Origin of the sequence: Acinetobacter sp. YH12070 (genome assembly GCF_013419625.1) — a bacterium.
Lineage (GTDB): Bacteria > Pseudomonadota > Gammaproteobacteria > Pseudomonadales > Moraxellaceae > Acinetobacter > Acinetobacter amyesii.
The window spans coordinates 59,739-82,517 of the sequence record NZ_VOZT01000002.1 but is presented as its reverse complement, the minus strand read 5'-3'; the positions used below and the strand labels follow the sequence as shown (position 1 = coordinate 82,517).

Annotated in this window: 25 protein-coding genes; 12 read left to right on the top strand and 13 right to left on the bottom strand. The window is 41.4% G+C overall.

Annotated elements, in window-relative coordinates:
- Positions 1 to 37 precede the first annotated feature (37 nt).
- The 10 genes from FTU17_RS01180 to FTU17_RS01135 form a co-directional block, all read right to left on the bottom strand.
- Positions 38 to 487 (bottom strand): phage virion morphogenesis protein, encoded by a 450-nt coding sequence (locus FTU17_RS01180; protein ID WP_002060551.1) that lies wholly within the window; start codon positions 485 to 487, stop codon positions 38 to 40.
- Positions 484 to 1,011 carry a phage tail protein gene (locus FTU17_RS01175; RefSeq protein WP_004670232.1) on the bottom strand — a complete coding sequence of 176 codons (528 nt, stop codon included), beginning with the start codon at positions 1,009 to 1,011 and terminating at the stop codon, positions 484 to 486. Before FTU17_RS01175 ends, FTU17_RS01180 begins: the two co-directional genes overlap by 4 nt.
- On the bottom strand, positions 1,008 to 1,865 hold the full coding sequence (locus tag FTU17_RS01170) for an N-acetylmuramidase family protein (RefSeq protein ID WP_180134520.1): 858 nt from the start codon (positions 1,863 to 1,865) through the stop codon (positions 1,008 to 1,010). Before FTU17_RS01170 ends, FTU17_RS01175 begins: the two co-directional genes overlap by 4 nt.
- Positions 1,862 to 2,155 carry a phage holin family protein gene (locus FTU17_RS01165; RefSeq protein ID WP_002060568.1) on the bottom strand — a complete coding sequence of 98 codons (294 nt, stop codon included), beginning with the start codon at positions 2,153 to 2,155 and terminating at the stop codon, positions 1,862 to 1,864. Before FTU17_RS01165 ends, FTU17_RS01170 begins: the two co-directional genes overlap by 4 nt.
- Positions 2,152 to 2,544: a putative holin gene (locus FTU17_RS01160; protein WP_002060577.1), complete on the bottom strand. Its 393-nt coding sequence runs from the start codon at positions 2,542 to 2,544 to the stop codon at positions 2,152 to 2,154. Before FTU17_RS01160 ends, FTU17_RS01165 begins: the two co-directional genes overlap by 4 nt.
- Before the next feature lie 10 nt (positions 2,545 to 2,554).
- Entirely contained in the window at positions 2,555 to 2,764 is a 210-nt protein-coding gene (locus FTU17_RS01155) for a tail protein X (RefSeq protein WP_004670236.1), read from the bottom strand.
- 163 nt (positions 2,765 to 2,927) lie between these two features.
- A complete protein-coding gene (locus FTU17_RS01150) occupies positions 2,928 to 3,392 on the bottom strand; it encodes a head completion/stabilization protein (protein WP_180134519.1) in 465 nt (154 codons plus the stop codon).
- A 103-nt stretch (positions 3,393 to 3,495) separates the two neighbouring features.
- Positions 3,496 to 4,242, bottom strand: coding sequence for a phage terminase small subunit (gpM, locus tag FTU17_RS01145; protein ID WP_180134518.1), 747 nt, complete (start codon positions 4,240 to 4,242; stop codon positions 3,496 to 3,498).
- Between the two features lie 11 nt (positions 4,243 to 4,253).
- Positions 4,254 to 5,264 carry a phage major capsid protein, P2 family gene (locus tag FTU17_RS01140; RefSeq protein ID WP_180134517.1) on the bottom strand — a complete coding sequence of 337 codons (1,011 nt, stop codon included), beginning with the start codon at positions 5,262 to 5,264 and terminating at the stop codon, positions 4,254 to 4,256.
- 3 nt (positions 5,265 to 5,267) lie between these two features.
- Complete coding sequence (locus FTU17_RS01135; protein ID WP_180134516.1) at positions 5,268 to 6,086, bottom strand: GPO family capsid scaffolding protein; 819 nt, start codon at positions 6,084 to 6,086, stop codon at positions 5,268 to 5,270.
- A gap of 158 nt (positions 6,087 to 6,244) precedes the next feature.
- Here FTU17_RS01135 and FTU17_RS01130 point away from each other — a divergent pair, with 158 nt between their 5' ends.
- From FTU17_RS01130 to FTU17_RS01100, 7 genes are all read left to right on the top strand, one after another.
- The gene (locus FTU17_RS01130) at positions 6,245 to 8,032 is read left to right on the top strand and encodes a terminase large subunit domain-containing protein (protein WP_180134515.1); all 1,788 of its coding nucleotides are present in this window, start codon (positions 6,245 to 6,247) and stop codon (positions 8,030 to 8,032) included.
- Complete coding sequence (locus FTU17_RS01125) at positions 8,032 to 9,027, top strand: phage portal protein (protein WP_137311831.1); 996 nt, start codon at positions 8,032 to 8,034, stop codon at positions 9,025 to 9,027. Before FTU17_RS01130 ends, FTU17_RS01125 begins: the two co-directional genes overlap by 1 nt.
- Positions 9,027 to 9,533, top strand: a complete 507-nt coding sequence (locus tag FTU17_RS01120) for a hypothetical protein (protein WP_137311832.1) — start codon at positions 9,027 to 9,029, stop codon at positions 9,531 to 9,533. Before FTU17_RS01125 ends, FTU17_RS01120 begins: the two co-directional genes overlap by 1 nt.
- A 730-nt stretch (positions 9,534 to 10,263) precedes the next feature.
- The gene (locus FTU17_RS01115; RefSeq protein WP_180134514.1) at positions 10,264 to 10,578 is read left to right on the top strand and encodes a hypothetical protein; all 315 of its coding nucleotides are present in this window, start codon (positions 10,264 to 10,266) and stop codon (positions 10,576 to 10,578) included.
- A gap of 480 nt (positions 10,579 to 11,058) precedes the next feature.
- On the top strand, positions 11,059 to 12,474 hold the full coding sequence (locus FTU17_RS01110; RefSeq protein ID WP_180134513.1) for a methylenetetrahydrofolate reductase C-terminal domain-containing protein: 1,416 nt from the start codon (positions 11,059 to 11,061) through the stop codon (positions 12,472 to 12,474).
- A gap of 187 nt (positions 12,475 to 12,661) precedes the next feature.
- Positions 12,662 to 13,072 carry a hypothetical protein gene (locus tag FTU17_RS01105; RefSeq protein WP_180009025.1) on the top strand — a complete coding sequence of 137 codons (411 nt, stop codon included), beginning with the start codon at positions 12,662 to 12,664 and terminating at the stop codon, positions 13,070 to 13,072.
- A 97-nt stretch (positions 13,073 to 13,169) separates the two neighbouring features.
- Positions 13,170 to 13,814 (top strand): HEPN domain-containing protein, encoded by a 645-nt coding sequence (locus FTU17_RS01100; protein WP_180004612.1) that lies wholly within the window; start codon positions 13,170 to 13,172, stop codon positions 13,812 to 13,814.
- 52 nt (positions 13,815 to 13,866) lie between these two features.
- Here FTU17_RS01100 and FTU17_RS01095 read toward each other — a convergent pair whose 3' ends face one another.
- On the bottom strand, positions 13,867 to 15,063 hold the full coding sequence (locus tag FTU17_RS01095; protein WP_180134512.1) for an MFS transporter: 1,197 nt from the start codon (positions 15,061 to 15,063) through the stop codon (positions 13,867 to 13,869).
- 123 nt (positions 15,064 to 15,186) lie between these two features.
- Positions 15,187 to 16,104 (bottom strand): DMT family transporter, encoded by a 918-nt coding sequence (locus tag FTU17_RS01090; RefSeq protein WP_180004610.1) that lies wholly within the window; start codon positions 16,102 to 16,104, stop codon positions 15,187 to 15,189.
- 940 nt (positions 16,105 to 17,044) lie between these two features.
- On the opposite strand from FTU17_RS01090, the gene FTU17_RS01085 reads away from it, so the two are divergent.
- The 5 genes from FTU17_RS01085 (at position 17,045) to FTU17_RS01065 (ending at position 22,271) form a co-directional block, all read left to right on the top strand.
- The gene (locus FTU17_RS01085) at positions 17,045 to 18,172 is read left to right on the top strand and encodes a Re/Si-specific NAD(P)(+) transhydrogenase subunit alpha (protein ID WP_111885447.1); all 1,128 of its coding nucleotides are present in this window, start codon (positions 17,045 to 17,047) and stop codon (positions 18,170 to 18,172) included.
- A gap of 11 nt (positions 18,173 to 18,183) precedes the next feature.
- Positions 18,184 to 18,504, top strand: coding sequence for a proton-translocating transhydrogenase family protein (locus FTU17_RS01080; protein WP_078191287.1), 321 nt, complete (start codon positions 18,184 to 18,186; stop codon positions 18,502 to 18,504).
- 3 nt (positions 18,505 to 18,507) lie between these two features.
- Positions 18,508 to 19,962 (top strand): NAD(P)(+) transhydrogenase (Re/Si-specific) subunit beta, encoded by a 1,455-nt coding sequence (locus FTU17_RS01075; RefSeq protein ID WP_078191286.1) that lies wholly within the window; start codon positions 18,508 to 18,510, stop codon positions 19,960 to 19,962.
- Between the two features lie 346 nt (positions 19,963 to 20,308).
- Positions 20,309 to 21,640, top strand: coding sequence for an ammonium transporter (locus FTU17_RS01070; protein WP_180134511.1), 1,332 nt, complete (start codon positions 20,309 to 20,311; stop codon positions 21,638 to 21,640).
- A 13-nt stretch (positions 21,641 to 21,653) separates the two neighbouring features.
- Positions 21,654 to 22,271 (top strand): hypothetical protein, encoded by a 618-nt coding sequence (locus tag FTU17_RS01065; RefSeq protein WP_168378723.1) that lies wholly within the window; start codon positions 21,654 to 21,656, stop codon positions 22,269 to 22,271.
- Between the two features lie 92 nt (positions 22,272 to 22,363).
- On the opposite strand, the gene rsfS is transcribed toward FTU17_RS01065, so the two are convergent.
- A complete protein-coding gene (gene rsfS / locus FTU17_RS01060; RefSeq protein WP_078191283.1) occupies positions 22,364 to 22,765 on the bottom strand; it encodes a ribosome silencing factor in 402 nt (133 codons plus the stop codon).
- Positions 22,766 to 22,779 lie beyond the last annotated feature (14 nt).

Here is a 22,779-nt window from a genome sequence, read left to right as displayed (position 1 = left end):
GGGGCTTGTATTAAGTGAGTTTTACAATGTTCAAAACTTAAAGATTGATATGTTTTAAGAATGAATCTTCAATCAGTTTTAAATCCTGATCTGTGAAGCCTAAAAGTTCTCGTTTTGGATAGACCACACTCGGTGCGCCACGTTCAGCACGATCTTTTAAACCTTCCTGGTGTACTTGTGCAATACGTGCAACACGTCCCACAAAGCCAATCGCAATGGCATCCGCATTGCTGAGCAATTTTAAATGAGCAGTATTTTTTAATTTGGTGAACATTTTGCGCTTAATTTTGCCTTTTTGTTCACGTAGGCGTTTGCGCCTTGGGGTGTATGTTGAACCATCAGGGTTTTGTTGTGCAGAAATACGTTTGCCCTGATTTTTTCTTAAATCACGACCGATCTGTTTTGAAAGCTTGGCACGTTCACCCACTGACAACCGTTCCAAATACGGCTGTAAGTAGGTGGCAAGTTCTTCAACATTGTTCGTCATGGATTTCGACCTGTTGGTGGCATGTCTAATGACCAACCTTGTTTTTCAGCAGTGGTCCATGAAGCAATGACTTCACCCGATGGATCGATGACTTCAAAATCAGTGGCAGGTTGATATTCTGTGTACTTCGGTTCTTCAGGATGACTGAGTTCTAATTTTCCATCTTGCAGCTTTTTCACGACGACACGTTCAGTCAGTGGAATTTGGAAGTTAATGTCATATTTACTGTTATCAATCAGTTCAGCTTCAAAACTAATGGCTTGTTTACCTTTTTCATGGTTGGCCATCAATTCAGGCTGATTTTCTGCAATCCACGTGAACAGCACCACACCAATGACATCAACATCACCGGCATAGTCCGTGATGACTAGATCCAATGTGTATGACATTTCAAAACTAAAACCACTGACCATGGTACTGCGAAGTGAACCATTGTTGGTGAAGATCAATAAGCGATCCTGATCAGGGCTGAGATCAGGAATCGCGTTGAGCAAATATTCTCTTAATTGATTTGGCTTTTTCATGCAGCTTTTGCACTCTTATAGTTTGGATCGAGGCGGTTCATCACACGTAAAAACTTAGTGTCATAGCCAAGTTTTTTATAGTTTTTGCCGTTATACAGTGAAAAAACCACGTGCCAATTTTCTTGACGTAACGCATCGATGAGCATCCATTTTTTGTCATCCACTTCACCAGACTTGGTTTCACAGTAGCGAAGGAATGCTTCAAACTGAAGGCTTTCACTTTTTTCATGCTGTGCTACAAATTCCTGAACAGATGCATAACCTAAGGCTTTCCAATTTTCACCCATGAGCTGGAAACGTCCCCACGATGCCGACTGTAATGCACATGATTCATCTAGCTGCTTGGCTTGACTTAAACGTGTGTACTCAGCAGATCCACCGTGATAACCACCTGTTTTGGTATTAACAATATTCGGATGTTTGGCCATGAGTGCATTGGCTTTGGTTTTGCCGAATTTCTGATTCAAATAGAAATACATGCGATGACGTTCAAACAGAATTTTAGGCTTACCATTTGGCAAATAACCTTCACCCAGCGTTTCAACTTCAGCAATGGCTTTGATTACGATGACAGGCACACCCAAACGTTTGGCACCTTCAACTAAATCACTTTCTTTTAAAAGTTTACTGGTGCATTCACCACGTAGGGCTTTTAGTGTGTAGTCACCGACCAATCCATCGACTTTCAGATTTTTCAGTTTCTGAAATTGAATCACGGCATATTCAGTATTTTCGCCAAAGTCACCATCAGCAATGAGTGGTTTCTTATTTTTACCAGTCATGCCATTTTTAATCAGCAGTTTTTGCAATTCAGTGACGGCTGAACCTTTTGAACCTAATTTTAAAATGCTCATGGTGTGCTCCTTAGCATTGAAACGACATTGCCTTTACTTCGAAAAATAAAGACCACTAAGAACACCGCGAGAATGGCATCCCAAATCGTGACCGGATCTTTAATGAAAATGATATGAATACTTTGCGCAAGGAATGCACCGATCAGAACAACTGCAAATAGTCGAAACGAACATTTTTGCAGGTGCAATCGATCAAAACATAAAATACGGAATGCACATGCCACATAGCACAGCACGGCAACGATGGAAAAAATTGTTTGTGCCAATGGCGACAACATGAGTTGCATCATTTTTTATTCTCCTTTCCAAAAGTGTTGGACAGGGCAGAAAAGAACTTTGAAGTGGTGTTGAATATCTCAGTCAATGTCGACTTATTCACCCATTTCATGACCTTCACCAAAACAGGCAAGGCAAACATGCTGGTAAAGCAAGCAATGACAGTGTGACTGTTCACACCAGTTCGGTTTGAAATTTCAGGGGCTAAGGCATAGCCCAAAGCGACGGACAACATGAGCGAAAAAATACGTTTTCCGTAGCTCAGTGACACTTGGGTGTATGCCAAAAATGCTGCACCAATTACTGCACCAAACAGTGCATCACCATTCACGAATGGAAGGAGTGATACCAAGCCGGCAGAAGCGGTAATTGCGACAGTCGTTGATGTGGTTGGTTCAGCCATATTTTTGTTCTCAGTCCCAAAGCTGAATGCTTTGCGTTTTATTTTGTTGTGTTTGAAGTTCTGGTAACTGAACCTTTGTCCCCATCGGGAGAAATGGACCAAATTCAGACAAGTGTGGATTGGCTTCAAGTACTGCTTCGACCACACCAGATGAGCGTCCATAGTTGCGCCAACAAATTGCGTCAACCGTGTCATTCTGAATGGCATAAACAGTTTTCATTTAAACCACTTTCCCCAGAAGCTAGTTCTGTTTTTTGAGCGTGTATCAATTTTGATTGGTCCAGGCACAGGAACAAATTCAGGTTTTTTGAGGCATGAACAAGGCTGATAGCCATTTCCATTGCGTCCATCAAAACCTTTGAAACATGAATTACATTTCTGAGTCATACCAGCTCCACATTCAAACGACGAATTTTTTTTAAATCACGAATGGCAAAGCGCAGATCTCGACGGTAATCATCAATCGTTGGTGTCAGATCATCTGCTTTTTGGCCACCATTGTTGTTGGTGTCATAAGCACGATACTTTTCAGTCAGTTCAGCACCAACAGCTGCTGCAACGGCACGAAAATACAGAACTTCAGTGATGGGTTTTTCCACACCTTTTGTGGTGATGGTTTTTGGACTGATTTCAGCAAGTGATGCTGCTTTTGATATCAGGGATTCGAGCTGATCATTGACTTCAATGATGGCTGATTCAATTGCAGGAATTAAACGCTGATCAGTGATACTTCCATCAAAGCGCAATGCTTCACGAATCGCTTTGCTAGATATGCCAGGGAAAAATGAATCACTGGTGATGACAACTTCTTCATTGTTGCGGTTGCCGTTTGCAATTAGTCCGGTCATTGTCATTCTCTAATAGTTGAGGGGTGGAGAATTGAGTTTGTAATTACGCATAAAAATGTCATTACAGCGTCAATTCTGCCCCTCGGTTGGCGCGGGGCACTCGTTACGTCGGATGAAACATCAAGTTGCCTTGATCATCGACGACCTGTGAACCATCAGCATTCAGCATCGGTTCAGGTGAATTTTTTAATTGTTCTTTGTAAAGCTTTTCAGCCTTTTTCAGATCAGGTTTACCGCCACAGTTTTCATTTTTTGCAATCGCCATTTTGAGGAATGCAACGGCTTCAGATCCACGATCTAACTGCAGGAAAGTACGACCAATACCTAAATATAATTTGGCGCGAATCTGGTCATGCATATCGTAATCAGCAGTTAATTGAGTGGCTTTTTCAAGAACATCAAGTTTAAAGACTTGGCCATCTTGATAAGCTTTGTGTGCAGCATTACCAATTTCTTCAGCAACAATACTTGCAGTACTGCGACTAAATGAATCAGGCATTTTTAGGTTTTGCTCTAAAGCATATTCAGCAAGACTTAAACCTTGATTGAATAGACCACAGTCAAAGCACCACAGCATGATGGTGGTAATGACTTCATCCTGTTCAACTTTTGCACCTGACTGAACAATACCCAACACATAAGGCATGTGCTTTGGAATCAGTTCTTTTTTCGCTTCAGCGCGTTTATCTTGAGACTGAATTGAACGTAAAACATGGATGTCATTTTTCAGTTCAGTCAGTTGTAATTGGTAGACGCTTGCGTCTGGACGTACACCACCAAATTCATCAGCCTTGGCAGCTTCAATAGCTGCCTTGGCTTTCAGTAGGTGTCGTCGAGCTGGACTCAACATAATTCACCTATTTATAGAATTTCGATGTTTTCCACGAAACCTACTTTTTCGTAGTTTTCGATCACGTAAGCATCATTTGAAGATTGGTATTCTTCCACTTGATCCAATGATGAGTTGTCAACGATCTGACGACGTTTGCCAGTTTCTTGGAAGTAAATTGACAAGTTATCAAGCGAAGTCACAAGCAACGCATTATCTGGGAAGAATGGAACACGTACCGCTGGCAAGCCACCGATTTGTTTTTGACTTACTAATACTTGACCAGCCAAAGTATCTGTATTGTCAGATGCATCATTCACCAATGGGAAGTTTTTATCATTGAGTAATTGACGGCCACAAATCACAACTAAATCAGTGTCATCTTGATGGATTTCGCTAATTAAGTTGCTGACGACATCAACGACCAGAGCATCCAAGTTTTTGTAATCACCGGCTGCACCAATTTTTACTTTTCCTGAAGCATCAACAACTTCAGGCATATAGCGTTCAGGTGCATTGGTACGGATTTTTTGAAGCCAGCCGATGTTCACGTCTTGAAGGAGTGGATTTGTATCACGATCTGTTTGTGTTGCAGCACTGATACCATTCCAGCCGATCATGATCATGTCTAAAGCAATTGCACGATCAACAAATTTCTTCCAACGAGCATAAAAGTCTGGGAATTTAGCCCAAGCATCCATTTTTTCGTAGCGGATTGCCACATCAAAATCAGTTTTGTGGCACTTGTAAGGATTAGACTTAAGACCTGTTGGATCCACTGGCGTACGTTTAGTACCACCTTTAGTGTTTGAACGACCTGCGATGGTTGAACCTTGAGTCAAGCCAATAGCTTCACCTTCTAATTCGTCGACAGGCTGAATATTAATTTTCTGTAAAAACTCAGAAGTTTCTTGAAGTGTATCCACCATTTTTTGGGCAATAGATGGTTCAACAGAGAATTTTTTTTCTGTAGTTTCCACACCATTTTTTTCAGCAAGTTTTGCAACGGTATGATTAAATTTTTGTAGCGTTTGCTTTTTCATGTTTTAGCACTCGATTTGTTCAGAGAAGTTGCCAGTGTTTTCAGGTGCAGGTGGTGTACCTGGATTTTCTTCGCCTTCTAATTTGGCTTTCAGAGCAGTAAAGTCTTTTTCCAATTTAGAATGCTTGGTTTGAAGTTCCGAAAACTCAGTTTCGACCTTTTGCAACTTGGTCTGAGTGTCGTTAAAGGTTTTTGCAACTTCTTCAAGGCACTGATTAATTTCCGTGAATTTGCCGTTATCTTTATTGTCTTTTTCTTCTAGTTTTGGCTTCAGCAAATCCATGAACTTTTTGAAGATACCTGGTGATTCAGATTCTTCGAATTCGATTGATGCTTCTTCAGCTGCAGTAAACAAATTGGCTGCATCTTGTTTACGACCCACAAATGGGTTTGCTTCAGGCTGTTTAGCAGCAAATTCCATGATTTGCGTACCTAATGAAGCAGGGGTATCAGTGAATGCAAGACCGACTAAATATGCTTTACCGGTATCAGCAAAATTTGGATTTACCTCAATTGAAGTAAATAATTTCTGACCTGCATTGTGAAGTTCGATTAATTGATCGAAAGCATCGACTTGGGCAAATAAAGCAAGTTTTTTGGTGCCGTTGATTTCTACTTCTTCAGCTTTTAGGGCAGTGACCTTTGCATACGTGCCAAATTCAGAACTTGGTGAAAAACCACGGTAGTGCTCAAGATTGCCTAGGGCTGTGTATGTATTTGGATCGTAGCTGTCAGCCATTTGTTGAATCCATGTTGCTTCGATCACGCGACCATCAGTCGTGGATCCAGCAACAGCAACACGGAAAAATTTGGATTTCTTCATTTCTGAATCCTGTGTCTATGTCGATAGATAAAATCTATTTAAAGTAGTTAGCAGAATCGGAAGAACGGCATAAACATTCAATGCAAAAGGCTTGTATTAAGTGGGTTTTACAAAGTAGCCACAATGAATAAATGTTATAGCGTTGGCTTAATGAGCCAATGGATAAAGCACTTGATACACCGAAAAATCTAAACTTCGACAAACGCCTTCTAGCAAAATTTTTGTATTGGATGGGGTGGCGAATCAGCTCGATTGCAGATTACATCGACGAGCCTGATAAAAATGTTCACGCTTGGAAAACACGCGATGAATGGGACAAAGATGCACCTGCAGGTCGAGTCGGTGAAGCTTTAACTGCTCAATTGATCAAACTGATTATTCTTGAGAAAAAAACACCTGGTGATTACAAGGAAATTGATTTGCTCATGCGCCAGCTGGAGCGCATGGCACGCATTGATAAATATTCTGACGGTGGCAACGAAACCGATCTGAATCCAAAACTTAAAAATAGAAATGCTGGACCACGTAAACCTAAACAGCCAAATGCACTGACTGAAGAACAGGTTGAAAAACTTCTTGAAGACTTTGATGAAGGTTTATTTGAGTATCAAAAGGTATGGTACCGTGCGCGTGAACAGCGAAATCGTGCCTTATTAAAATCACGTCAGATTGGTGCGACTTTCTATTTTGCACGTGAAGCATTGATCAAAGCTGTCACCACTGGTCGAAATCAGATTTTCTTGTCTGCATCTAAAGCCCAAGCACATGGCTTTAAGACTTACATCAAAAACTTTGTCATGCAATCCATTGAAGTGGATCTGCAAGGTGATCCGATTTCAATCACGCTTCCATGTGGTAATACCGTTCAGCTGATCTTTTTGGGTACCAATGCCAAGACAGCACAGTCATACCATGGCGACTTATATTTTGATGAATTCTTTTGGGTGCATGGCTTTGCCACACTGAAAAAAGTGGCATCGGCAATGGCTGCCCAAAAGCAGTATAAAAAAACTTATTTTTCTACACCTTCAAGTAAAACGCATGAAGCGTATGCCTTTTGGACAGGGGATGCTTTCAATAAAGGTCGTACCAAAGAAAATCGAGTTGAGATTGACACCAGTCATGCAAATTTAAGAGACGGTGCTTTATGTGGCGACAAAATGTGGCGACATATTGTCAATATTCAAGATGCCGAACGCCAAGGCTGTAATCTATTCGATATCGATGAACTCATTGCCGAAAACAGTCCTGAAGAATTTGCCAATCTTTATATGTGTGAATTCGTTGATGATGGTCACAGTGTATTTCCACTGTCCATCATTCAGCCATGTATGGTCGATTCATGGGAAGTTTGGTCCAAAGATTTTAAACCGTTGGCACTTCGTCCATTTGGTAATAAACCTGTTTGGATTGGATATGACCCAGCTGAAAGTGGGGACAGTGCAGGGCTTGTGGTCATCGCACCACCTGAACCTGATTATCCAAAATTCCGTTTACTTGAACATCATCAGTTCAAAGGCATGGACTTTGCGAGCCAAGCGCAATACATCAAAAAATTAACAACCAAATACAACGTCAAATATATCGGCTTAGACAAGTCAGGTATGGGCACTGGTGTTGCTCAATTGGTCCTTGAGTTCTTCCCGAACCTAACGACATTCAATTACAGCGTCGATGTCAAAACACAATTGGTCATGAAAGCAATGGATGTGATCAACAAAGGTCGTTTTGAATTTGATGCCGGATCCACTGACGTGGCTATGTCAATTATGGCTATTCGTAAAACGCTGACAGCTTCTCAAAGACAAATGACATTTGAAGCATCACGTGCAGAGAACATCGGTCATGCTGATTTGGCTTTTGCCATTTTCCATGCGTTCGCTAATGAACCTTTGACCCTTGATGACCAAACAAAATCTAAAAAATCCTCTATGGAGATTTACTAATGTCCGACAGCAAAGTGCAGGCATTTACGTTCGGTGATGCAGAACCGGTGATGAATGGCCGTGACTTATCACAGTTCTATGAAACTTGGTTATGTGGCAATTATTACGAACCACACATCAGTATGAATGCTTTGGCAAAATCTTTTAAGGCAATGCCATATTTGTCGACTGCAGTGTTTTATAAAAAGAATCAACTGGTGTCGTCATTCACACCAAATAAATTGATCAGTTCATCTGAGTTTGAACGCATTGCTTTTGATTACTTGGTATTTGGTAATGGCTATTTACAGCGGATCGATAATCGATTGAATGAGCCACACCACTATGATGGACTCATGGCCAAGTACACCAGACGCATGAAAAAACCTGATGAGTTTTTACAGCTGCTGAACGGTTTTGAAGAACACATTTTTAAACCTGGTACTGTTTGCCACATCAAAGGAATTGATGTCGATCAAGAAATTTACGGAACGCCTGAATATATCGCGGCACTTCAGTCCATGTGGCTCAATGAGTCAGCCACTTTATTTCGTCGCAAATATTATAACAACGGATCTCATGCCGGCTTCATCCTATATATGACTGATCCTGGTGTAGATGATGCAGATGTGGATGCATTGAAACAAGCGATGAAAGATTCACGTGGTCCAGGTAACTTCCGAAATTTATTTCTGCATGCACCAAATGGAAAAAAGGATGGTTTGCAACTGATTCCAATCAGTGAATTGGCTGCCAAAGATGAGTTCTTAAATATTAAAAATGTCACACGCGATGACGTTCTTGCATCCCAACGTACACCGCCACAACTTCTCGGAATCATTCCATCCAATGCAGGTGGCTTCGGATCCATCAGTGAAGCTCGTGAAGCCTATTGGTATTCCGAAATTGTCCCACTTCAAAATTTATTCGCTAACACAGTGAACGAATGGGCAGGTGATCAGATCATCCGCTTCAAAGAGTTTCATCAACTTCAATTCAAACAGGAAAAACAATAATGAATATTGCTTTGGCAATTAAAAATTGGAAATTCATCGTGATGGCTGCCTTGGCCATCGCTTTGGCATTTTCAGTCACCAGCTGCACAAGTAAGTCACATCAAATTGATTTACTCGAATCACAAAAAACTTTAGCTGAAACACAACGTGATTTGCTTGCATCGCAACGTGCAAATGAAGTGCATGAAGTAGAGCAGGCATGGTCGCAAGAACTTTTGGAGTCAGAACGAAATGCAAATAAAAACTTACAAGTTGCGTTGGCTGCTGCCAGTGACAGTGCTTTGGCTGTTGACCGGTTGTCAAAGCAGATCAGTGATACAAACAAACGTTTGTCCTCAGGTACCCATGAAGCCATCGTTGAATATGGAAAGACCTGCAACTTCGTACTCAAAACAATGGCAGACCGTGGTGGAAAAATCGCAGCAGCAGCTGATGGACACGCAATTGATGCAGAACGATTAGACCAGGCATGGCCACAGCAGGTGAAGCCAGATAAACAAAGCTAATCACAGTATTTACACGAAAATAAAAGTCCTCCATGTGTGAGGGCTTTTTTTTGGCCAAAGTTTCTAAAACCACAGAATCCGGTTCAAGCCGGGCGGTTGACCCCCCACCTCACCTGCCCAGTAAATGTGTCGAATATTCAACAGATTTGTGATCCCAACCGATGACCTTCTAAGCCACAGCAGTACTGGTGCATGACACAGCCGAATGCCCAAAATTCAGTTCTACATAATTCAACAGGGATTCTATGAATGCCTACAACTTTCGATTTATCAAAAGTTCCTTCAACTCAATCAATAGTGCTTAAAAAAGGTTAGAAACAGTGAAATGAAAGGTTTTTAATATTTAAGTATCTGATATTTAATAATTAAATTTCTAACCATATAAAGGTTAGAAGTGGTTAGAAAAAAGTTATAAAAGTTAAAATATTTATATAAAACAATAATATAAAAGGTTAGAACTTCTAACCAAAATTAGAGGTTAGAACTAACCAGAATCTAACCATTTTCTAACCTTTTTAAATTTGTAATTAATATATATAAATCAGTAATCTAAATACTGTTTTATAATTTTCTAACTTTTCTAACCTCTTTTTTTTCTCACCTGAAATTTTCAAAAACTTCAAAATCACATTAAAAAAGCCTTTTCCCAACGTTGGCCATTGCTGTCATATATATGTGTGTGATCTCTACATCTGATATATTTTCTGTACTACATACCAGGTGTGATGCTATGAATATTGATCATGTTCAAAATCTTGTCCGTAAACGATATATAGGTGAATTTGAAATAGATCCAAGGGAATTGAAGCTTTGGAGTCTTGCAAAGGAATATCATCAGATTACTGAAGATTATGATAAGAAGGTTTGTACTGGTGTATGTCCTTACGATGGATCTGCAATGCCAAACGGACCATACGAGTTTCAGTATATAAACAGACATGCACAACAAGTTCTAAAAAGCATACTTATGAAAGGTCAACGTGAGGGATTTACTAAATTAGAGATACAGAAGGCAATAAGTAACTTCAATTTTAAAAGCCGATGATCTTTTTCTTTGAGTATTAAAGGTACTATTAATAATAGGACCGATAGTTATTTTGCACCGTATTTGCACCGTGCTTTTTATTATTGAATTAAGCTACTGATAATAAGAATAAATTTTGAAATGTTGTCTAGTCCATCATTGGCGCAACACTAATTCGTGGTTGAAGTTTATTTTCAATGGGTTGGAGATCAGTCATTAAAAAAACACGCCTTAAAAGAACAAGATGGAAGAACGAAATGGAAAATGGTGAAGAAATACCAAAAGCTGTCTGAAATACGATGAAAAAAACCGCATTTCAAGACGCGCGCAATATTAGCATAAATTGTGGTTTGGGGCATGGTCTTGCTAGCGTGACATATTCAAGGTCAGGCTAGAAAAAGTCGGAAGTGTGGCTTAAGTAATTTAAATTTTTATGTGATTAATCTATAATTTTATAAACTTTATTGTATGGTTTCTCAGCAGATTTAACTGCCTGCCTTTATGTCTTTATTTTCCCAATATCTATTGCAACGCCAGTTTTGTATCTCGTTTGAATATCTAACGACGCAAAAAACGCATCTGGTCCCAACGACATTTGCAGGCTTTCCTGTGTGCATGACATTGGCTGACCGAGTACAAAGTGACACGGATATTGCTCCTTTAGAAGCAATGCAAGACTACCCTCAAAGCATTGAAAAAATTCTGCATTATTCGGGGAAAGGTCGAGATATCTCAGATTTTCAAACTTTTCTGAAAGATGCTCAGCAGCACGGGGTAGAGAATTTACTTTTGCTCAGTGGTGATAAACTCAAGCAGCATCAGGATGGGGCAAATGATCCGACTCTACGGAGCCGTTATTTAGAGTCGGTCAATCAAGTCATGGCAGCCAAAGACTTTGGCGGGTTTTATTTAGGAGTGGCATTTAATCCTTTTAAATATGCAGAAGCAGAAAAGGATGCGCAGTATTTTAAACTGAATAAAAAAATTCAAGCTGGCGCTGACTATGTGATTACACAGTTGGGCTTTGACATGGATGTGTTGAGCAGTTACCAACACTATATGCAGCAATACTATCCACATGTACCTGTATTGGCTTGTGTCATGCCTCTGACATTTACCCGTGCCCGCTTTATGGCCAAGCAAAAAGTCGCAGGCATCGTGCTTTCAGCAGATGTATTAAATTTTTTGCAACAAGAACAGCAAACTGATGCCATACAAGCTGAACAAAATGTCTATACTCGCTGTGCCTTACAAATTTTAATGTGTCAGCAATTGGGCTATGCAGGGGTTCATTTATCGGCTTGCCATAAAGCAGAAGAACAAGAGAAGTTGCAAAAAGCAATTCTGCAATTTGCCACATTAACGTTTGAACAATGTTTAGCAAAATGGAAGATGCTTTGGCGCTCTAGTGTCGATGTGAACTTCCACCCGACGGGCGCAAATAACCATAAGGCTCCAGTTGAACAGGTTTTGAAATATAAAAGTATGCATGTCATGCATGAGTTATTTTTTAGTTCAAAACTGGCCAAAGGGGCGGGATCTTATATTTTTTCGGCCAAATTATGGCAAAAACCGAAAGCTGATGCGGCCTTGCTGAAAACAGAATTTATCAGTAAACATGGCATCGTGGGTTGTGAAAGTTGCGGACAATGTCGTTTAGGTGAAACCTTATATATTTGTCCTGAAACCTGTCCCAAAGGATTAGCCAATGGACCCTGTGGTGGCTCCAACCTTGACCGCTGTGAGTTTGAAGACCGTGAGTGTATACACTCGGTCAAAGCGCGGTTGGCGAAAGCCGTCGGTCAAGAAAAAATGCTGAAGCAAGAGCTCATCCCTACCGTTGCAATTGAAACTCGCCACAGTAGCTCTTGGAAAAACTGGTTTGTTCCACCGAATTCGTCACCAACAGAACAATAATTCACTTAAAGCATTATTCAGTCTAAAACCTTCATAAAGGTGATTCTTTCAAGCGCTAATCATTCTAAAAATCAGACGAATAGTCGTATAAAAAAATGAAAAAGATGAAATAAACAATTAAGATCAACAGCAGATGAAAATCAAAAATTAAAAATAGAAATGTGAAGAATTTGGGGAATACCACATGATGAAAAAGACCTGCTTAGGAATAGCTTTAGTTTTCACATTGTCAGGCACAACAGGCTGTTCAGTTGTCATGGCAAGCAAGCAGCCAAACAAGAAAAATACCGAAATGATTCAACAAGGGCTGTCTCGTAACTTGGTGATTGCTGAATTTGGCGCACCGATCACCTCTGAATATAAAAATGGCAAACGCTATGAAATTTATACTTTTACCCAAGGTTATTCGACTGCCAGTAAAGTCGGACGTGCATTTTGGCATGGTGCTGCAGATGTGGCGACCGTGGGGTTATGGGAACTTTTAGGAACACCTGCCGAATCCGTTTTTAATGGAAAGAAAATGTCTTATGAATTGATTTTTGATGAAAATGATCTGTTAGAACGTTATACCTATCTCACACAAGATGAAACCAAATAGTTGAATACAGAGATATTTTGATTGCATGCCGGTAAACAATTGCGCTAAGTTCAAATGGTAGAAAAATAAACGAATTATCCATTGGAATTTAGCAGGCATGATGCTACTTGAAGAAATATTCAAAAGTAAAAAGTCGGAACATACCGACCAATTTAATTTACGCATTCATCGAGGTTTGAGTTGGCTGAAAAAGTCGATTGATCTTCAAGATGACCTCGATTTGCAATTTATCAGTTTGTGGGTGTCCTTCAACGCAATATATGCGCAAGACTTACAGATTGCTCAGGACAAGCAAAGCTTAAGGCAGTTTTTATATGTGATTTGCCAAAAGGATGCAGAGCATAAAATCTATAATATTTTATGGGAGCGTTTTAGTCAGCCGATACGGTTGTTTTTGGATAATCCCTATGTTTATCAGGGTTTTTGGGATTATCAAAATCAAAAAATTAGCCATGACGCATGCAAAGAGGGCTTGGCGCATGAAAAACAGAAAGTACTACGCGCGCTTAAAGAAAAAGATTCCGTTGATATTTTAATGGTGCTGTTCAATCGCATGTATACGCTACGCAATCAAATGGTTCATGGCGGCGCGACCTATAAAAGTTCGGTCAATCGGAAACAGCTTCAAGACGGCTGCACAATACTGTTGGCACTCTTACCGGTGTTTATGGTGATTCTTTTGGAAAATGCAGAAACCTTGGATTTAGGCAAACCCTTTTATCCTGTGGTGCAGGTCAGTTAATTTGTAAAAATAAAGCCACTTATTGTGGCTTTATTGCGGTGATGAATACTTCTCATTGTGGATATTTTAGTTGCCGCGAAGTATAGAGTTGATCGATCAATACAAAAAAACCAGAAGCAATCACTAAGGCAATCCCTGTCATGCAGGTGGTGGTCCAGCCGCCATGATGCCATGCAAATACGCCCAAAGCTGAACCACATGCACCACCGACAAAATAAAAAGTCATGTAAATTGAATTGATTCGAGAGCGTGCAATCGGGTTGAGTTGGAAAATAATATTTTGATTACAGCTATGCACCATTGCCAAACCTAGATTGATTAAACCATAGCCCAAAATATAAAAAGCTATAGATGATCCACCCAAATACAGCAGTCCCCAACTGAGGGCCAAGATGCTGCAACCGAGCCAAGTTAATTTTCGGTTGAAACCCAAATCCGCCCAACGCCCAATCCACTGTGTCGATAGGGCACCAAATACACCAACTAAAGTCACAACACCGACCCAAACATCGGCCAATTGAAAAGGTGGCTCAGTCAGTAACATGGCAATGGTGGAAAACAGCATACTCATCGCGGCAAAGACACAGCCTCCAATTAGAGAACGGAAAATTAACCGTGGCTCATGTTTGAGTAATGCGCCCATTGACTGGAAAACTTGGCTGTAGGGCATCCGTGTGATGCTGACCACGGGCAGACGTTTTTTGAGTAAGAGTGCTAATACCAACATCAAGAGCGCACTGAGGATGTAAATCGATTTCCAATGAAATAGATAGGACAATAAGCCAGAGAGACTGGTCGATAACAGAATGCCGACCAATAACCCACTCATTAAAAAGCCAACAACTGCCCCAATTTTTTCAGGTCGTATCGCAACAGTGACCAAAGGGATAAGAACCTGAGCAGCCACTGAAAATAGCCCCGTGATAATGGTTCCTGCCCAAAGCATGTATAGATTGGTCGAAAAAGCACAGAGGGCTAAACCGACAGTCGCACCAAGCATGAGTAATGGAATAAATTTGGCTTTATTCACAATATCGCCAATCGGCACAATAAACAGTAGACCCAAAGCATAAGAAATTTGCGCAAAGGTGACGGTTAGCGCAACTTCAGATTGTGGAGTTTGAAAGCTCTGTTGGATAGAAGCCACTAAAGGTTGGCAATAATAATTGGCACCCGCACATAAACCACATGCAGCAGCCATAAGCCACAACAGGGTTTTATCATGGCTAATGTCGATCGAGGCTTTCATAAATTGTCCAGATATTGGGCGGAAGCGTATGCAAAGAATTTGCTGCCACGCTGTTGTGGTCACTATAAGGAAAATCAAACAGGTCTTAAAGTGTTTCTCTGTGAATTGTATCCACGCACGCGTTTAGGATTTCTTACTGAGACTGATCATCAAGACACCCAGCATATTCAGACCGCAACCGACCCATTGCCATAGGTTTAAGTGTTCATTCAATAAAGCGACGGCCAGTAAAATCGTTAAAATGGGCCCGATAGATGCAATCATGGCCGATTGTGCAGCCCCAAGTCGGACGATACTTTGCATCATCAAAATGGTTGGAAGCACGGTTACCAATAGTCCTAGCGCTAAACCATACAGCCAGACTTGACTCGGGAGTTGTTGGAGCAAGGCGATAGGCTGTGGTGTTGCAAATAGAAAATGAATAATCGTCCCAACGCAGGCTATGCTCAGGGCTAGACCAGTAAAGTGTAAAGAACCAAACTTTTGCATGAGGCCTGGCGTGAGTAATAAGTAAATTGCAAATAACACGGCACTGGCAAAAACCAAACTACATCCGAGCCAAAAATACTGATCATGTGGTGTGGTACTTTGTTCTTGTAGCATCACTAATACTGTCCCGCCATAACTTAAAATCAGGGCAAGGATGGTTTTAAAACTCAGTGGCTTTTTGAATAAAACAGCGGAAGCCAGTACAGTTAATGTGGGATATAGAAAAAGAATAATCCGTTCAAGCGAAGCACTGATATACATCAAGCCACGGAAGTCGAGCCAGCTTGAAAAGTAATAGCCGATTAAACCGGAAATGAGCAAAAGTACCCAATCTTTTCGTTGAATCGTTTGATAGGAACGTCGACTTAGCCATGCAATGACCAAGAAAAACGGCAATGCACTCATCATGCGTAAAGCCATGAGGACAGTGGCATCGACAAGAGGAGAAAGTGCATAGGCTTGCTTAATAAAAATCGCTTTGGTACTAAACAAGAAGGCAGCAATCAGCGCAAAAATTGCACCGATGAAGTGCGGACTAAGGTTTCTTGACATAAGTTAAGGTGTGCCTAATAACGACTGAACGAATTCGACAGCATTGTTCCGATAAATTTGAACTGTCATTTTGATTATAAAAAATGCATCGTGCGAGTAAAAATGCAAAAAAAGAATAGTACTTATTCCTTTATGCATAAGTGATTGCTAGATCAAACATGAAAACAGCGGAAGAAATGACCAATTTGGTTTTAAATTTTTTCACCGCAACATGACTCTGCAGGTCAAATATATCAGGCTGAAACATTTAAGGTGAAAATTGCACACAAATGGTGCAATTATTGTTTTTGGTGATACAAAGCCAATAGCGATATCATAATGCTAAATATTCAAAAAATTATTTTTTTAGCTAAAAAAGCCAATTCTAAGACTTAAGGTGAAGCATCAGGTGGGGAGGGCAAGACTTCGATAAACCCGAAACGTGCGCAAAAATTCATCGAATATTCAAGCTGACCGATTTGACTAGACTGTGGTAGAAAAAAGTCAGTTTTCAATACCAGTCAGCACGTCAAAACTGTCAAATGAGTCAACGAGCTGATGCAGTTTGAATGAACGACTGGCTTTACCTGACTTAAGTCGATTTGTAACGACAAGTTCGAATCATTAGTTGTCGAATGAAAATGTCACAATGATCAACGCGCTGAAACAATACGCGCTAAAACCGACTAAATTATTTATGTTTTGAGTCTTAAGTAATATTAAAAAGTTATAAGTAGAATAAAAATGAGTAATAAATCGACAAATAAAACTGAATAAATGAAATATCGCATCATTCTTTTCATGAATCATGAGTTCAAAATATGGGCATTTATTAAATAAATATTGGGTAGTATTTTAAAAAAGTTCAATTAGAATCCAAAAATTGTACAAAAACACATCCTGAGGGGAGACATCGCGGATTGCGATGTTTACTTAAGAAAAATTAGCTTGAGGAACGCTCATGCAGATCGGAATTCCAGCCGAAACTGTTGTCGGTGAAAATCGCGTCGCTGCGACGCCTGAAACAGTAAAGAAGTTGATCAGCGCTGGTCATAGCGTCGTTATTGAACGTGGAGCAGGGGTAAACGCTGCTTACATCGATAGCGCCTATGAACAAGTTGGTGCCAAAATTACGGATGATGCCTATACCGGTAGTCAAATGATTTTGAAAGTTCGTGCGCCTAAAGGTGACGAAATTCAAAAACTCACAGCGGGCACCACCGTTGTGGGGATGTTTGACCCTTACCGCAACACCGAACTTGACCAATTTGCGTCACAAAACGTGTCTGCATTTGCATTGGAACTTTTGCCACGGACCTTATCTCGTGCGCAAAACATGGACGTACTTTCATCTCAAGCCAACCTTTCAGGTTATAAATCTGTGCTTTTGGCTGCGGCAGAATATCAACGTATGTTCCCAATGCTGATGACAGCAGCAGGTACAGTAAAACCTGCACGTGTTGTGATCATGGGCGTAGGTGTTGCAGGCTTACAAGCTATTGCAACAGCGAAACGTTTAGGTGCCGTAGTTGAAGCAACTGACTTACGTCCTACAGCACGTGACCAAGTTGAATCTTTGGGTGGTAAATGGTTAGACGTACCAATGTCACCAGAAGAGCAACAAAAAGCAGCTGATGCTGCAAAAAATGGTTATGGCTGGATGCCAGGTGAAGACTACATTCGTGACCAAGCGATTATTGTTGATAAAGCCGTATCGAATGCTGACATCGTGATTACGACTGCATTATTGCCGGGCCGTGACGCACCACGTTTAATCAAAGCAGAAACTGTTGCCAAAATGAAACCGGGCTCAATCATTTTAGATATGGCGGTTGAAACTGGCGGTAACGTTGAAGGTTCTGTCTGCGGCGAAAATGTTGTGACTGCAAATGGCGTGAAAATTCTCGGTATTCCAAATATTCCTTCAACAGTTTCGACTGAAGCGTCGGCACTGTATGCACGTAACGTTTTGAATTTCATTGAAACCCTGTTTGATAGCGAAAAGAACTTCGCAATTAACCCTGAAGAAGAAATTCAAAAAGCACTACTTGTCACTCATGGCGGCCAAGTGCTGCTGAAACGTGGTTAAGGAGAATCATCATGGTTGAAACGATTACTATTTTTGTCTTGGCAATCTTTGTTGGTTACTACGTGGTTTGGGGGGTAACACCTGCGCTACACACACCATTAATGGCTGTAACCAATGCTTTGTCATCGATCATTATCGTTGGTGCGATGATTCAAACCGTTGGTATCCCAGGTATTGTGGATGCAAGCGTACAGTTCCAAAGCATTAACGTAGTGAGTATTTTAGGTGCGATTGCCGTTTTCCTTGCAAGTATCAACATTTTTGGTGGCTTTGCGGTGACTGCACGTATGCTTGAAATGTTCAAACCTAAGCAAAAGAAAAAAGAGGGTTAATCCATGGAATTCATTAAAGAATATGCGGATTGGTTCTACCTGATTGGTGCCGTTCTTTTTATCTTAACGTTGCGTGGTTTGTCTGGTCCAAAAACTGCGATTCAAGGTAACCGTTATGGCATGATCGCAATGGCAATTGCTGTAATTACTACATTCTTTGTCGCAGATCATCCAGTGATTTGGATGATTGTGGGTGCAATGGTGTTGGGTGCGGTCGTTGGTATTGCACGTGCAAAAACAGTTCCGATGACGCAAATGCCTGAAACTGTGGCACTGATGCACTCATTGGTCGGTTTGGCTGCGGTACTGATTGCGATCGCTGCGATTCTACATAACAACCAATTGACTGCGGCATTCGCGGAGAATGAAGCGGTATTAACAGCAGCGGGTGTAGAACATGCCCACATGAGCAAAGTTCATTTATTTGAATTGTTTGTAGGCTGTTTCGTTGGTGCGATTACATTCACAGCGTCGGTATTTGCTTACGGTAAATTGGCTGCGAAGAAATGGGCAAAAACCATTTCAGGTGGATGGGTAAAACCTGTTCAAGCCTTAATTTTCCTTGCGATGTTGGCGTGTGGTATCTACTTCTTCACTACAGGCAACATGAATGCTTTCTGGGCAATGACTGTTCTTGCACTGGCATTTGGTTGGGTATGGATTGCACCAGTAGGCGGTGGTGATATGCCAGTGGTGGTATCGCTACTGAACTCGTTCTCAGGTTGGGCAGCAGCAGGGATTGGTTTCACGCTTGAAAACAACATGCTGATTGTTGCAGGTTCACTGGTTGGTTCATCGGGTGCAATTCTGTCTTACATCATGTGTAAAGCCATGAACCGTTCAATCATCAACGTTTTGTTTGGTGGTGCAATGGGTGGTACAGCAGTAGCGGCGGCGGATAATGGTGAAAAAGCACAGCGTAATCACCGTTCAGGCTCTGCAGACGATGCTGGCTTCTTGATGTCAAATGCGGATAGCGTGGTGATCGTACCGGGTTATGGTATGGCGCAAGGTCGTGCACAAAATGCCGTGAAAGAATTGTGTGAAATCTTAAAAGAACAAGGTGTAAAAGTTCGTTTTGCGATTCACCCAGTGGCAGGTCGTATGCCGGGTCACATGAACGTACTTTTAGCTGAAGCTGATGTTGCATACGAAGACATTCTTGAAATGGACGAGATCAACTCAGACTTCCCAGCAACAGATGTAGTACTGGTGATTGGTGCGAATGACGTTGTGAACCCAGCGGCAAAAGACGATCCAAGTTCTCCAATTTACGGTATGCCAATCCTTGAAGCGCATAAAGCACGTACCATTATGGTGATCAAACGTTCTATGGCTACAGGCTACGCAGGTCTAGATAATGACTTGTTCTATAACGATAAAACGATGATGATCTTCGGTGATGCGAAGAAAGTTGTGGAAGATATGACAAAAGCCATTAATGGCGGTGGTCATTAATCCATATTGCCAAAGTCCCGCTGTGATAAAGCGGGATTGAGGAAGATTTAAACCACCTTCGGGTGGTTTTTTGTTTTCTTCGCTTTTATTTTCTTGGCTTTTGATTAATGAATGCTTCACACTAAAAGTGCACAAATATTTAGCGCATCAGGTGCTTGAATCAAATTGATGCGTGTTTTGAAACCAAGGTACAGATCGATGAGCTGTTTTGTTCCATTAAATTCGATCTCAGTGATTCAAAATATTGTCGCGAACTGGTTTTGTGACGCAATGCATTGAAAAATAATTAATTGTCTGAAATTTGGTATTCTTTTTGCACAGCATGGTTATTCTTGGGGGAATAATCATGAAAAAAACATACTTGATGGCACTGTTTCTGAGTGTCCTGACATCGACTGCATGGGCAGTTGACCCGCAAATCGCCAGTAATATTCAAGAAATTCGTATCTCGCTCGACAGTATTTGGGTGGTACTGGGCGGTATCTTGGTGTTCTTTATGCAAGCCGGATTTGCCATGATCGAAAGTGGTTCAGTTCGCAGTAAAAATACCGTGAATGTACTCATGAAAAACTACATGGATGCCTGCTTGGGTGGTCTGGTGTTTTGGTTGGTGGGTTTTGGTCTGATGTTTGGGGTCAATACCACGGGCTGGTTTGGCTTCAGTCATTTTGCACCCGATCAACTGGATGATTGGCACTGGAACCTTCTATTTTTCCAAATGATGTTTGCTGCAACGGCAACCACCATTGCCAGTGGTGCAATGGCAGAGCGGATTCATTTTGTCGCTTATGTGGTGAGTGCGGCCGTTGTCTCAGGTCTGATTTATCCTGTCTTTGGTAGTTGGGCATGGGGCAGTTTATTTGGCGGAGACGGTTGGTTAAAAGCACTCGGATTTATCGACTTTGCAGGTTCGACCGTGGTGCATTCAATGGGCGGCTGGGTTGCCTTGGCTGGCATCATTGTATTGGGACCACGTTTGGGTCGATTTGGACGCAATGGGCAAAGCCATTATTTACCAGGGCATAACTTACCTTTGGTAGCATTAGGCGGTTTTATTTTATGGTTAGCATGGTTTGGTTTTAATGCAGGCTCGACCATTAATGCCAATGTCAGCGTAGGACGTATTGCTTTAAATACGCATCTTGCGGCGTGTGCTGCCGTGGTTGCATATATGTTGCTCTGTCTCATCCGATCTAAAGCCATTTTGATCCGCAGTACGATCAATGCCTCACTGGGTGGCTTGGTTGCCATTACGGCAGGCTGTGCAACGATGTCTCCACTGTATGCGGTCATCACCGGTTTATGTGCAGGTGTGATGGTGACCTTCCTACCAATGCTCATGGAAGAAATGAAACTGGATGATGTGGTTGATGCGGTGACCGTGCATGGATTCTGTGGCGCATGGGGAACATTGGCTGCAGGGATCTTCCTTGAAAATAATATGTTTAATGGCGATGTCATCGCGATACAAGGGCTTGGAGTGATTGCAGCCTTTTTATGGGGCTTTGGCGTTGCGTTCATTGTATTTAAGGTCTTGGATCAATTATTGGGTGGCTTACGGGTGAGTAAGCAACATGAACAACGTGGTTTGGACTATACCGAGCATGCTGAATTGTCTTATCCCGAGTTTCAAAAAGATGTGACTTTTGAAACGGATGATATGACCAAACGTCATTAACAGGAGTAATGCAATGAGCACCGAACTGTTGAATTTGGCACAACGCCGCGAAGCTTTAGAAAAAGGCTTACAACAATTTATTCATGGGACTTTACTCGACAGTGCACTACGGCACTGGGAGCAGCAGTACAGCATGAAACCGTCATTTGTCTTAAATCGCTTCTTAAATGATATCTGTACCACAGAAGAGCTACGCTTTTATCGTAAAGATATGCTGAAGCAAGTCTTGTATGAGTTATCTACCTTGGAAAAGCAGGAACTGTTACGGGTTGAAAAACCGCAGGAGCAGGAGCAAGAAGACGAGCTCATTGCAGAGACCATTAGCGAGGCCTTTTTAGGCTTTATCGAGTCAGTCATGCTGACGGTGAAATCTACAGATCAGGCTGATTTCACCCAAGATGTGATTCAGCAATTAGAAGAAATCGGGCTGGCAATTGCGGCAAATGCACAAATTAATTCAGCGAGTTTTGTCGAGTTTTTGCCTTTGACCAGTTATGCCAAAGTTTTAACGAGCATTTATGAAGTGTATTGTGACTTTTATGGCCCGATGCGTGCAGACCAAGTTTATGCACAAACCAAGCTGAAAATTAAAGCCAATTATCCTGAGGTGGATTTACACCAACTGCTTTAGTGTCGGGGGTAAAACACCATGAAGCTGATTGTCCGTGTATAAAGTGAAGGGATAAAAAAAGCGACCTAATTAGGTCGCTTTTTTCTGGAAGCTTAAGCTACAGTTTCTGGAGCTGTACGCCATAAGCTTTCTAAATCATAGAATTTACGTGCTGTAGGTAACATCACATGTACCACTACAAAACCGAGATCAATCAGGATCCATTCAGCATCACGTTCGCCTTCAACACCGATAGGGCGGAATCCAGCTTTACGTGCTTCTTCTGCCACGTTGTCTGCAAGAGACTTAATGTGACGAGTTGAAGTACCGCTCGCAATAACAATCGCATCTGCTACGTTGCTGATAGTGCTGATATCAAGTTCAATAATATCTTTGGCTTTTACATCTTCAAGTGCTTCACGTACAACAGCTAAGCAAGCTTGTACGTCTTTGATTTGCGTTGATTTTGCGAGATCGAGAGAATTAGAAGCGCTGGGCGATGGTTCTAAATTCATAGAGGGTATGATTT

Excerpts from the sequence above, each read along its gene's own strand:
- FTU17_RS01165 (WP_002060568.1), bottom strand. The coding sequence starts at position 2,155 with ATGATGCAACTCATGTTGTCGCCATTGGCACAAACAATTTTTTCCATC.
- FTU17_RS01115 (WP_180134514.1), top strand. The coding sequence starts at position 10,264 with ATGAATATTGATCATGTTCAAAATCTTGTCCGTAAACGATATATAGGT.
- FTU17_RS01075 (WP_078191286.1), top strand. The coding sequence starts at position 18,508 with ATGGAATTCATTAAAGAATATGCGGATTGGTTCTACCTGATTGGTGCC.
- FTU17_RS01140 (WP_180134517.1), bottom strand. The coding sequence starts at position 5,264 with ATGAAAAAGCAAACGCTACAAAAATTTAATCATACCGTTGCAAAACTT.
- FTU17_RS01135 (WP_180134516.1), bottom strand. The coding sequence starts at position 6,086 with ATGAAGAAATCCAAATTTTTCCGTGTTGCTGTTGCTGGATCCACGACT.
- gpM (WP_180134518.1), bottom strand. The coding sequence starts at position 4,242 with ATGTTGAGTCCAGCTCGACGACACCTACTGAAAGCCAAGGCAGCTATT.
- FTU17_RS01085 (WP_111885447.1), top strand. The coding sequence starts at position 17,045 with ATGCAGATCGGAATTCCAGCCGAAACTGTTGTCGGTGAAAATCGCGTC.
- FTU17_RS01070 (WP_180134511.1), top strand. The coding sequence starts at position 20,309 with ATGAAAAAAACATACTTGATGGCACTGTTTCTGAGTGTCCTGACATCG.
- FTU17_RS01120 (WP_137311832.1), top strand. The coding sequence starts at position 9,027 with ATGAATATTGCTTTGGCAATTAAAAATTGGAAATTCATCGTGATGGCT.
- FTU17_RS01160 (WP_002060577.1), bottom strand. The coding sequence starts at position 2,544 with ATGGCTGAACCAACCACATCAACGACTGTCGCAATTACCGCTTCTGCC.
- FTU17_RS01105 (WP_180009025.1), top strand. The coding sequence starts at position 12,662 with ATGAAAAAGACCTGCTTAGGAATAGCTTTAGTTTTCACATTGTCAGGC.
- FTU17_RS01170 (WP_180134520.1), bottom strand. The coding sequence starts at position 1,865 with ATGAGCATTTTAAAATTAGGTTCAAAAGGTTCAGCCGTCACTGAATTG.
- FTU17_RS01110 (WP_180134513.1), top strand. The coding sequence starts at position 11,059 with ATGTCTTTATTTTCCCAATATCTATTGCAACGCCAGTTTTGTATCTCG.
- FTU17_RS01095 (WP_180134512.1), bottom strand. The coding sequence starts at position 15,063 with ATGAAAGCCTCGATCGACATTAGCCATGATAAAACCCTGTTGTGGCTT.
- FTU17_RS01080 (WP_078191287.1), top strand. The coding sequence starts at position 18,184 with ATGGTTGAAACGATTACTATTTTTGTCTTGGCAATCTTTGTTGGTTAC.
- FTU17_RS01155 (WP_004670236.1), bottom strand. The coding sequence starts at position 2,764 with ATGAAAACTGTTTATGCCATTCAGAATGACACGGTTGACGCAATTTGT.
- FTU17_RS01175 (WP_004670232.1), bottom strand. The coding sequence starts at position 1,011 with ATGAAAAAGCCAAATCAATTAAGAGAATATTTGCTCAACGCGATTCCT.
- FTU17_RS01100 (WP_180004612.1), top strand. The coding sequence starts at position 13,170 with ATGATGCTACTTGAAGAAATATTCAAAAGTAAAAAGTCGGAACATACC.
- FTU17_RS01125 (WP_137311831.1), top strand. The coding sequence starts at position 8,032 with ATGTCCGACAGCAAAGTGCAGGCATTTACGTTCGGTGATGCAGAACCG.
- FTU17_RS01180 (WP_002060551.1), bottom strand. The coding sequence starts at position 487 with ATGACGAACAATGTTGAAGAACTTGCCACCTACTTACAGCCGTATTTG.
- FTU17_RS01065 (WP_168378723.1), top strand. The coding sequence starts at position 21,654 with ATGAGCACCGAACTGTTGAATTTGGCACAACGCCGCGAAGCTTTAGAA.
- FTU17_RS01090 (WP_180004610.1), bottom strand. The coding sequence starts at position 16,104 with ATGTCAAGAAACCTTAGTCCGCACTTCATCGGTGCAATTTTTGCGCTG.
- rsfS (WP_078191283.1), bottom strand. The coding sequence starts at position 22,765 with ATGAATTTAGAACCATCGCCCAGCGCTTCTAATTCTCTCGATCTCGCA.
- FTU17_RS01130 (WP_180134515.1), top strand. The coding sequence starts at position 6,245 with ATGGATAAAGCACTTGATACACCGAAAAATCTAAACTTCGACAAACGC.
- FTU17_RS01150 (WP_180134519.1), bottom strand. The coding sequence starts at position 3,392 with ATGACCGGACTAATTGCAAACGGCAACCGCAACAATGAAGAAGTTGTC.